Origin of the sequence: Pontibacter rugosus, assembly GCF_042678745.1 — a bacterium.
Classification (GTDB): domain Bacteria; phylum Bacteroidota; class Bacteroidia; order Cytophagales; family Hymenobacteraceae; genus Pontibacter; species Pontibacter rugosus.
Map to the genome: position 1 here is coordinate 1 of NZ_JBHTLD010000166.1, position 11767 is coordinate 11767.

The window sequence follows — 11767 nt, forward strand, 5'->3', positions numbered from 1 at the left end:
AACTGATTGTAACACAGATAATCTTCGGTAAAATTCATTTGATGCTTAAAATGCAGCTAATGAGGGCAATATTTAATTGATGTATTAAAACATTATCTATATTAATTTGTATTAAATAAGTACAATTGCTGTCTATAAAATGTTCTTAATTGAGTTATATAATTTGTAACACTTTTGAAAAATTATGTAATACAGGGGGCTATCCGCTACCGTATCTTTGTATTACATTAAAAAAGCTAATAGAATGACAACGTTAGAGGACCTCAAGCTTGAAAAAGCTACTTACCCGGTAGAAGGGATGACCTGTGCCTCCTGCGCCAACAGTATACAAAGCATGCTAAGTGCCCGTGAAGGCGTGCACGAAGCGAATGTTAATTTTGCCAGTAAAACGGTTCAGGTAGCCTATCAACCTGAAGCAGTAACACCGGCTCAGCTCCGGGAAACAGTACAGGAGATCGGCTTTGATATTCTTATAGAACAGCAGACAGAGGAAGAACTAGCGGAGCGGCAGGCAGAAACCCTGGCGAAGCTTAAGCGCAAAACAATTGTGGCTGGCATACTGGCCTTACCTGTGTTCATACTTGGCATGTTCTTCCATGATGTCTTCGTATGGGGCAATTGGGCAATGCTTATACTTACAGCTCCAGTGCTGCTGTGGGCCGGGCAACGCTTTTTTGTGGGAGCATGGGCACAAGCCAAGCATTTCAGGGCTAACATGGATACACTGGTTGCACTAAGCACAGGTATAGCTTTTGCTTTCAGTTTGTTCAATACTGTTTATCCCCAGTTTTTCCTGAGCCGTGGATTAATGCCGCATGTGTATTATGAAGCCGTAGCTGTTATCATCGCTTTTATACTTCTGGGTAAGTACCTGGAAGAGAATGCTAAGGACAGGAGCTCTTCTGCCATTAAAAAGCTGATGGGGCTGCAACCGAAAAGCGTAAGGGTGCTTCGGAATGGGGCAGAACTGGTGATGAGCGTAGAAGAAGTGCAGCTGGGAGATTACGTGGTGCTGTTGCCCGGAGATCGGGTGCCAGTAGACGGAGAAGTAGCTACCGGTACTACATCCGTAAACGAGAGTATGCTGAGCGGCGAGCCTCTGCCGGTGCAGAAGCAACCTGGGGATAAGCTATATGCCGGCACCATCAACCAAAAAGGAAGTGTGCAGCTAATAGCGCAGAAAACCGGTGGTGAGACCATGCTGGCTCATATTATCAAAATGGTGCAGGAGGCACAGGGAAGCAAAGCACCGGTACAAAAGCTGGTAGATGAAATAGCAGGCATCTTCGTGCCGATCGTATTAGGCATAGCTATACTTACGTTTGCTGTCTGGATGATTGTTGGAGGTGATGCTTACCTTTCTGAAGCGTTGCTTTCAACTATTTCAGTGCTTGTAATTGCCTGCCCTTGTGCCTTAGGACTGGCTACCCCAACAGCTATTATGGTGGGAGTGGGGCGTGGGGCTGAAAGCGGCATCTTGATCAAAGATGCTCAAAGCCTGGAGCAGGCACATAAAGTTAATGTTGTTATACTTGATAAAACAGGCACCATCACATTAGGCAAGCCAACAGTTACAGACGTAGTATGGGCACATGATGCAGGAGAGCAGGATAAACTAGAAAAGCTGTTTTTCTCTATGGAAGCTCAGTCGGAACACCCGATTGCACAGGCCATCTATACTTATTATAAAGAGCAGGGGCAGCAAGTGGTACAGCCGAATAGCTTTAACAGCCTGACAGGTCTCGGTATTGAGGCAACTTACAACGATACCTGTTATTATGCAGGCAACGAAAAACTGTTAAATCAGCAAGGGGTGAATTTACCAGCACACCTGTTGCAGGCAGCCCGGCAGTTACAGGAAGAAGCCAAGACAGTAATTTTCTTTGCAGATGCAGTACAAGCTTTGGCTGTATTTGCAGTAAGTGATCCTGTTAAACCCGCCGCCGCAGATGGCATCAAAGCTATGCATGCTGCGGGTCTTGAGGTATACATGCTGACAGGAGACAACCAACAGACTGCGGCAGCTGTGGCTCGCCAGGTGGGGGTGGCGCATTACCAGGCAGAACTGATGCCCAGCGATAAAGCAGTCTTTGTAAAGCAGCTGCAAGCAGCAGGTAAAGTGGTAGCGATGGTGGGCGATGGCATAAACGATGCGCAGGCACTGGCCACAGCTGATGTAAGTATAGCCATGGGACATGGCACAGATGTAGCTATGGATGTGGCCGGTATTACGTTGATGAGATCTGATATAACACAGGTTGCCAATGCCGTAAAACTGTCACGGTATACGGTGCAAACTATACGTCAGAACCTTTTCTGGGCTTTTTTCTACAACGTTATCTGCATACCTGTAGCAGCTGGTGTTCTATTCCCGTTCACTGGCTTTCTGCTAAACCCGATGGTAGCAGGCGCTGCCATGGCATTAAGTTCGGTATCTGTGGTGACGAACAGTTTGCGCCTCAGAGGAAAATTGTTTTAAAGTGTAAAATTTATGTTAAATATAAATTGTTTAAATAATGGAGACTTATAAATTCAAAACCAATATTAACTGCGGAAGCTGTGTGAAAGCTGTAACGCCTCACCTTAACAAATTAGAAGGAGTGCAGGAGTGGAAGGTAGACACTGATAACCCCGATAAAGTACTGGAGGTGCAGGCAAGCGAAGCAGATGCGCAAGCTATAAAAAGCACTGTAGAAAAAGCTGGATTCAAAGCAGAGCAAATTTAAAGGTGCAGGCAGGGCAGTTAGTATAGCTGAAGTGGGCTAGTGCAGCTAAAGCTTAATGGAGAGGATTCTGGTAAAGCGGTTTTAGAGCCTCAAAAAGCGTGTTGGGGCAAAAAGAGCATATAGCATTTTACAGGCTTTTGCAGCGCATAACATGAATTTTCAACAGGCTGCAAACTGCAATAGAGCTTTATAGCCTGTATTGTACCATAAATATATGGCGATGGGCTTACTGAGAGATCAGTTGGCCCATCTTGCTTTTTGCAGCTGTTGAAAACGGAGCGTGCGGCGTTGCTGATATTTTTCCAGAAAGAAAAGTCCGGTGAATGTAGTAGCACATAAAAGCAACCCCAGCGCCTCCCGGGCCTCTTCAATGTTCTTGATATCGCCCCCACCAATATAAATGCCTTCAAAGCGTTCTGGCCATGCAAGTATAGCACCTGCTGTGTAAAGCATGGCTGCTGACCATCGTATACGAGGTGGTAACTTGCCCACTGCTGTCATAAAGCAAAGTATAGCCGCCACTCCATATACTGCCATCCACAAGGCTGGGTCAGGGTCGTTGTACTGGAGCACAACAAAGGACAGGAAGGCCAAGCCGAAGAGAAAAGCGAGTAATTTACTGAACAGCATAAGCTGAATGTTTATATATAGCCCTACTGCTATAAAATTAAAAAGTTGCTTTTTGAGGCCTGTATAGCAGAAAAGGGCAACTAAAATAGCTACCCCTTTTCTAACTCTCAAACTAAACCATTAATTATTTTACCACGCCCATTCCGGGCATATTACCTTGCGTGTGTTGCGCAGCTTAAATCCCAGCACTACTTCATGGCTACCAGCACTGGCCTGCCCCAAAGGAGAGGTACTGGCATCGTAAGAGTAGGAAAGGTCTAACAGCGGATTTATGTTGATTCCTGCCATGGCTGCCACCGATTCTTTATGTCGGTAGGTTACACCAGCCCAAAGCCTGTTAGCATACAAGGCTTTGACCGTAGCATCCATAGAGGCAGGGCTAGGCTGAGCTAACTTTACCATCACCGAAGGAATCAGAGCCAGGTAAGGCGAAACGTCGAGACGATACCCTCCGGTTAAAAAATAATGCTGCTGCAACGCGCCATCTTTATCATCAGGTGTGTTATCTCCTACAAATTTTCTTTTGCTTGGCACTAACTGTGCACCTGCCACACCTGCATAGAAGTTCTGCGAGTAGAGCCACAGACCCATACTCAAATCGAACTTCATCTCATTAACACGCCCGTCATAAATGGCAGGGTCGGCCACTGTCTTGTTTCCTAATCTAACCGAACCCGGATCAAGGCTATACTGTATCAGACCAGGAGCAATACCCGCTGATATCCTTAACTTGCGGGTCAGTGGCTGGTGGTAAGCATAGCTTGCCGAGATACTGCCCCGTTTTAGCGGACCTGTTTCAGTAGACATAGCCATTAAGCCTATGCCGTGGTGAGGGCGTACGCGGCGGTAAACCGTTTTTTTTGTAGTTGCTTCCTTGGCCACATTTCCCTTTTGGCTGCCTCGGACAGCAGGACTAGCCGTTTTATTTATAGGCATGTGAAGCGTGGCATAATAAGACTCCGGTGCTCCCTCCAGGCCCGACCACTGATGCCTGGTTCCCAGCTTGAGGTCCGCGTAATCTTCTATACCTGAGATAGCTGGATTTATCAGGTAATTGTTGAGGGTATACTGTGTATACTGCGGGCGCTGCTGTGCAAAAGCACTACTTGCCGCAGTTAACACGATCAATCCAATGGCTACTAAAAGTTTGTTCATAGCACAGCTTATTTAACAATGGTAATGCTGCCTGTAAGAGGCTTTTCGTTTTGATCTAATTTTATGATGTAGTAGTAGGTTGCCATCGGAAGAGGGCTGCCGTTATGTCGGCCATCCCAGGGTGCCTTATAACCATCCGAAGTAAACACCAGGTTACCCCACTGATTAAACACCTGCACCTTACAGTTCTGGTACTTACTTATGTTCTCTATCTCCCAGGTATCGTTTATGCCATCTGAATTTGGCGTAAAGGTGTTAGGAATATCCACGTAAGGAAGCACCGTTACCACAACCTCGTCACTGAAGGTACAGCCACCCTCAGTTACTGCCGTCACGGTGTAAACTGTCGTCACTTCAGGAGACACAGTTGGATTTGGCATCGTGGCATCTTCCATACCTGCTGCCGGAGTCCATTTGTAGGATACGCCACCACTAGCTGCTAACTGAGCACTTCTGCCCTTCACAATAGTGATATCCGGCCCTGCGCTTACCTGCGGCTCCGCTACTTTAACTATAACCGGCTGTCGCTCGCTGGCGCAGCTCTGAGACATCTCCTGCACATAGTAGGTAGTAGTGTGCTGCAGCACTGGCGTTGTAAGCGTGCTGCCTACTGCTATAGGAGTGCCACCTGCTGCACTTGCAAACCACTCCAGCCTACCACCTTTGCCTGTTGCCGTAAGTTTGGTGCTTTGTCCGGCACAGATAGTTGCTCCTTGTGCCAGAGGCATTTCAGGTAGTGGAGTAACTGTAACCTTAATTGGTTCGCTCACCAATCCGTCACATGATTCTGACGTCACCACACGGCGGAACCAGGTGGTTTTTACCAGTGGGTTTGATACATAATCTTTGCGGTTGTTATCTCCCGGGGCTATGGTCCAGCCGGAAGTTGGCCCGCTGGTACTCATTTCCCACAGGTACGTATAGTTGCCGCTGCCGCCGTTTGGCTGTGTGCCAGTAAGCGCTGATGGTGCTGTGTTATAGCAGATCGTCTGGCTGGTACTGATCTTGTTGTTGCTCATGGCTGGCTTCACCTGTATCATCACCACATTACTTTCATCTGTATTGATGTCGGAGATGACGGTGCGGCGGAACCAGGTATCCTGCGTAAGCGCTTGCGGTGTAAAGTTTGCTTCGTTGTTTTTGCTACCATCTGCGGTTCTCCAACCTGTGGTAGGGCCGGAGGTACTTTGCTGCCACAGGTACGTATAAGCCCCTTCGCCACCTTTTGGTATAGAGCCAACCAGAGTAGCCGGTACGTTGCCGAAGCAGATGATCTGGTCTGCCTGTATGTTGTTATTGCCAATAGCAGGCGTAACGGTTATTTTCACCACATTCGAAAAACTCTCACAGCCTCCAGAATATACCACGCGGCGGAACCATGTGTCCTTGGTTAAGGCTTTAGGCGAGTAGTTCTTGCCTGTGTTTGGTGTTGCGGCAGGAGCAAAGTTCTTTCCGTCCTCGCTGTACTCCCACAGGTAGGTATACTTCTCGTCCCCGCCGATAGGGGTAGAACCTGTTAAACCTGCCGGCACCTGACCAGAGTAAATTGTCTGGGGTGCCATGATGGTGTTCTTCTGGATGGCAGGATTAACTGTGATCTCCACCACATTAGAAATATGAGTACACGCACCAGACGTTACCACGCGACGGTACCAGGTTGTTACGCCTAGCTCACCAGGTTTCAAATCTTTGCCTGTTCCACTCTGAGCAACAGCTTTGTAAGTGCCGTTGGCTCCACCCGTAGCGTATTCCCATACATAAGTATAGCTTCCTGTGCCGCCTTTCGGATCAGAACCTGTAATGGTGGAAGGAGCTGTGTCTACACATATAACCTGGCTTTCTTTGATGCTGTTTTCAATGATCGGATCATTCACCGTGATCAATACAACATCTGAGAAGCTAGAGCAGGCATCAGAGGTAACCTTGCGGCGGAACAAGGTGTTTTGCGTAAGTGCTGGCGAAGCATAGCTGCTGTTGGTATAAGTGCCAGGTGCGTTGGAAAAAGTCTGCCCGCCATCTACGCTTATTTCCCACACATACTTATAGGTGTTGTCGCCACCAGTTGGCTGCGTAGCTGTAAACACAGCAGGAGCCTCGCCAGAACAAATGGTAGCAGCTTTAGAAGTAAGGGTGTTCTGCTGGATAGCAGGTTGCACGGTTACTTTCACCTCAGCGCTAACGTCCTGCGCACACGGTCCTGATTTTACCACACGGCGATACCAGGTGGTTTTGCTAAGCCCAGCTGGGGCTGTATAGTTTAGGGCATCATTCTTGCCCGGAGCAGGAGCGAAGGCCATTCCTTCTGTTCTGCTTTCCCACACGATAGCATAGTTACCGTCTCCACCTGCTGGTGCTCCACCTTCCAGCGTAGCCGGCACATCGCCTTCACACAGTGTTTGAGCTGCTTTGATGACGTTATTGCTGATAACAGGTACAACGGTTATCTCTACAGCTTCGCTTGTAAGTTCAGCACAAGGGCCTGACATAGCCACTCTTCTGAACAAGGTTGTCTCAGACAGTGGGCCTGGCTGGTATGTAGCCTGTGTTGCTCCATTAATAACCTGAAAATCAGTAGCAGCGACTTTTGCCTTACTCTCCCAGCGATAGGTAAATGATCCGCTTCCACCTTCAGGAGCAGAACCTGTAAGTATAGCTGGCGACTGGCCGGCACAGATAATACCTTGCGGAGCAATCAGGCTGTTGTTGCTGAGATTTTTCTGAACAGTTACCGTGACGGCCGCACGCATAGGACTACCACAACCATTGCTGTTGATGCTTTCCACATAAAAAGTTGTAGTCGCTTCCAGAGCCTCTGTTGTAAAGCTACGGCCTCTGAACACAGCTGTGCCGCCTTGTGCTTGGGTGTACCAGGCAAAATCGCCAGCCTCTTCCACTAGCAATGTAGCAGTTGTGTTCTCGCAGATAGTTACTGGCTGCACGGTTGGGGCAGCAGGCAGTTGTACTACCGTTACCTCAATCACGTTAGACACGCTTACACAGCCACCAGATGCAACCTCGCGCTTATACCACACCGTCTTGGTAAGTGCTTCTGGAGTATAGGTCTCAAGGTTATTTATGCCTTCTGCCGCTTCGAAATTTCCGTTCGCACCTGTGGTGCTAGCCAGCCAGCGGTAAGTATAAGTTCCATCGCCTCCGCCTACTGTCTCTAAACTACGAATTGGCTCTGGCGTAACGCCGCTACAGATTACCTGATCGCTGGTGATGTTATAGTTTGTAATTGGCTGGTTTACTGTGATTAAAACAGCATTACTCTTGCTCGCTTCGCAAGGGCCGCCACTCACTACACGTCTGAACCACATCGGTTTGCTAAGTGCAGCAGGCGCGAAGTTAATGCCGTTCAGCAGGCTTCTGCCTAGCGTAGCAGGTTCGAAATTGCTGCCATCGCTACTCATCTCCCAAGTATAAACGTAGTTTTTGTTGCCCCCTTCTGGTTGAGAACCAGTTAACACGGCAGGTATAGCGCCAGCACAAACTGTTTGCTCTTCAGAGATCGTATTACTAGAGATTGGCTTATATACTGTGATTTTTACCAGTGCGCTCACGTCCTCTTGGCAAGAGCCGGAAGTAACCTTGCGTCGGAACCAGGTGGTTTGATTCAGGTTTACTGAAGTATAATGCTGCTCATCGTTCTTACCAGCTGCCGCTCTGAAATCTGCAGGATCTCCTGTTAAGCTGCTTTCCCAAGCATAGGTATAGCTGTCGTTGCCGCCTTCAGGTTCAGAACCAGTTAAAGCGCTTGGTGCAGAGCCTTCGCAGATTTCCGCATCACCTTTAATGGTATTGTTGCTGATAACAGGGGTTACAGTTACTTGCAGTGGTGCAGAGACATCAGTACAAATAGCAGACTTTACCGTGCGGCGGTACCAGGTTGTAGTGCTTAGTGCGCCCGGTCTAAAGTTTTCTGCTGTGGCCCCTGTAATGACAGTAAAGCCTGTTTCTGCGTCTTCCGTGCTGCTTTCCCAGGTATACGTATAGTTTCCGTCGCCTCCTTCTGGCTTAGAACCTATCAGCTGATCTGGCGTTTGTCCGGAGCAGATGGTAGCAACCGGTGTTATGCTATTCTGGCTGATCAGCGGGTTTACTGTTACGGTTACGGCAACACGAGGGCTTATGCAACCATCCGTAATAGCCTCTACATAGTAAGTTCTGGTCGCATCCAATGCCTCGGTCTCAAAAGTTTTACCAGTGGCGACAGGAGTGACCTCTGACTCAGAAGTATACCACTCGTACTGTGCCGCATTGCCTTGCGCTGTTAGTGTAGCTTTATTGCGCGGCCCGCAAAGTATAACAGGAGTTACTACTGGGGCTGGCGTAGCAGGGCGCACCGTTACTTTAACGGCACGGCGCGTGCTGGTGCAACCACCGTCAACAGTGCTTTGCACATAATAAGAAGTTGTAGCTGTAAGGGCAGTAGTGGTAAACTCAGCTTCTTCGCTTAGAAGTTGACCGCCAGTAGCAGCTGTATACCAGCCAATGCTACCCTGCGGGCTTATGACAGATAAAGTTGCCGTGGTGCCAGGGCAGATGGTTACACCGTTTGCTCTGGGTGCCGATGGCAACGCATTCACTGTTATCTTTACCTCGTCAGAGGTTTGGCAACTGCCTGTACCGTAAGTATAAATTAAGGTATGTGTACCTATTGCAGATGGTGTAAATGCTCCGTCTGCTGATACCAGGGCCGAGCCAGACCATGTGCCACCCGCAGGAAGGGCTGCTAACTGGAAAGCGGCACTGTTAAGGCAAACGGCTCTGTCTTCACCTGCGTTGGCAACAGGTGTCTCTGTTACATTGATGACTAAAATATCAGAGACTGTGCATCCCAAAGCATCCGTATAAGTATAAATCAACTCATATTGCCCAAGTTCAGTAGGAGGCGTGAAAGTACCATCTGTCGTAACATGGGCTCCACTCCATACACCACCAGCCGGACTAGCCTTTAGTTTTGTTGGAACAGGAGTATTACAAAGCGTCAGATCCTCTCCGGCGCTAACAGCTGGTAGCGGGTTTACTACTACTGTAACAGTAGCTGTGCTACTGCAACCGGTTTCTGTATTGGTGCCTGTTACCGTATAAGTTGTTGTTTTAGCAGGTGTGGCTCCTACAGCTGCTCCGCTTGTGGCACTTAAGCCTTCAGCAGGAAACCATGTATAGGTATCTGCACCTGATGCCATTAAGGTAGCGCTGCCCTGGCCGAAGCATATACTTGCTGCATCAGAAGTTACTTTTACCTCTGGCAGTGGGTTTACAACTACTGTAAAGGTAGTCATGTTGCTACATCCGGTTGTGTTGTTCTTGCCAGTAACAGTATAAGTAGTTGTAAATTTTGGATTTACCGTAACGGTGCTGCCGGTAGTGGTGCTAAGTCCTTCTGCAGGAGCCCAGGTATAATTATCTGCACCCACAACATTAATAGTAGTGCTTTCGCCTATACAGATAGCTGCTTTAGGAGAACTTGCTGTAAGCTCTGGTAGAGCATTGATAGTGATGGTTTGCTTTGCCGGAGCAGATGTTTCCCCACATTCATTTATAGCATAAGCCGATACTTCATAAACAGCAGGTTTCTTCAAGTGGATGGAAGGGTACTGAGAGCTGCTGCTTGTGCCTTTATCAAAGGCAAAGTCTCCCTGACCTGACACTATTTTTACCTCCCACTTATAACCGGTAATGGTGCCGAAGTTAGCATCGTATACAGGTTTGTGGTTTGCAGCGCTGAAGTCTACTACTTGTGCATCACAATATACTTGTGCTGCTGGTAAGGTAACAATAGGAGTACCTTTGATGGTGACAGGTAACTTCTTTATACTTGGTGAGCAACCGTTGCTGGCTGTCAGGGAAATCAGGTATTCACCAGGTTTGGTGAACCCGAATTGTGGCTCTTTTGCCGTAGCACCGCCTACAATTGTTCCCCAGTTACTTACAGGCTGGCCCTGTGCATTCGTTACAACCCAATTATAACTAAGGCTTTCACCTATTGTAGTGTTGGTAATATTAACTGTATTGCTTATACAACCAGTTGCAGGCTCTGGAGAAATCGAGAAATCAGCAACCGGAGGCGCCAGAATAGTGAATACTTTATCTGCAGAGCTGCCACGGCAAGTGGTATTCGGGTCTTCCGGCGACGCTGTAAGCTTTACTGTATAAACACCGGGCTGAGAAAACACGATACTTACTTCACCCTGGCCGTACTGAATGTTCCAGCCAGTAGCAGGTATGATGTCCCATTCTGCTACGTGAGGCATTGTGCCGCCATAGCCATCGTAACCATCTGTGGTTTTATCTTTAAGAACGATTTTCTGGTTCACGCAGCTGCTGGTTTTACTAACGCCAATTGCTGCCTTCGGGCCTTCTGTTACTCTAATGCCTCTCCAGGAGTTCTCTGAAAAAGAACAGTCATTTGATGCTCTACAGGTTACAGAGAAACCACCCGATGGCGAAGCTTCTGTAAAGGTATGTTTTACAATCGGGTTGGCTAGCAACTCCTGGTGCGTGCGCGTAAAGGTGGCAGTACCGTCATTAATAGTGAAGGTATAGATCGTGTTTGGAGGGTTATCTTCAAAGCGGCTAACTTTAATGTCGTAAGTAGCTGGAGCACATGAAAAGGAGTTGCCTCCCACATCCACCAACACGTTGGGGTTACTGCCTATGAAAACCTTTTGACGCTCAACTTTCTCACAGCCGTTCTCGCCTGTAACTGTCAGTACCATCTCGTATGAGCGTGCTGTGTTTGTAGCGTAAATGTGGCTTACCTTTTCAAACTCTTTACCATAGGTGTCACTCTTTCCGTCGCCCCAGTCAATGCGGTAACTGGTGTTAGTGGCTTTGGTTGTAGAGGTGTTTTCAAAGTCAAACCTAACAGAAACAAGGCTCCCGCTATTGTTGTAATTACAGTAGGTGAAGTTCTTGTTATAGTTGATATGAGCAATGCTGGCATCTACATGGCAGCTTCCTGTGTTTTGGGCAAAGGTATAATTTGAGAGTGTGCTCCAAAGTTGCAAAATGAGCAACAAAGGCAAACCTTTGGCAAGTAATCGCATGTCCTTTAGAAGTAGATATTCTGTATAGTTCTGTTTTAGTTTAAAATCTGAATGCATAACTCATCCAGTAGCAAAGTATGATCTTTGAATGCTGTAGAGGGGTTGAGTAATAACAAACCAAGTACAAGCATTCAGTTGTCAAAAATTAGTGTTTGTGTTAGAATACCAGCTGCCGCCGCTGCTTTGTGAAATGAAAAGAGA

At 47.7% G+C, this 11767-nt stretch carries 5 protein-coding genes; 2 read left to right on the top strand and 3 right to left on the bottom strand.

From position 1 onward, the window contains the following. Positions 1–244: 244 nt before the first annotated feature. A complete protein-coding gene (locus tag ACFQ2O_RS15875; protein ID WP_377529819.1) occupies positions 245–2479 on the top strand; it encodes a heavy metal translocating P-type ATPase in 2235 nt (744 codons plus the stop codon). Between the two features lie 37 nt (positions 2480–2516). Next, positions 2517–2726 (top strand): heavy-metal-associated domain-containing protein, encoded by a 210-nt coding sequence (locus ACFQ2O_RS15880; protein WP_377529822.1) that lies wholly within the window; start codon positions 2517–2519, stop codon positions 2724–2726. 237 nt (positions 2727–2963) lie between these two features. On the opposite strand, the gene ACFQ2O_RS15885 is transcribed toward ACFQ2O_RS15880, so the two are convergent. The 3 genes from ACFQ2O_RS15885 to ACFQ2O_RS15895 form a co-directional block, all read right to left on the bottom strand. Next, positions 2964–3356 carry a transmembrane 220 family protein gene (locus ACFQ2O_RS15885; RefSeq protein ID WP_377529825.1) on the bottom strand — a complete coding sequence of 131 codons (393 nt, stop codon included), beginning with the start codon at positions 3354–3356 and terminating at the stop codon, positions 2964–2966. Between the two features lie 129 nt (positions 3357–3485). Further along, positions 3486–4511 carry a PorP/SprF family type IX secretion system membrane protein gene (locus ACFQ2O_RS15890; protein ID WP_377529827.1) on the bottom strand — a complete coding sequence of 342 codons (1026 nt, stop codon included), beginning with the start codon at positions 4509–4511 and terminating at the stop codon, positions 3486–3488. Between the two features lie 8 nt (positions 4512–4519). Next, complete coding sequence (locus tag ACFQ2O_RS15895) at positions 4520–11566, bottom strand: Ig-like domain-containing protein (protein WP_377529829.1); 7047 nt, start codon at positions 11564–11566, stop codon at positions 4520–4522. Positions 11567–11767: the final 201 nt, after the last annotated feature.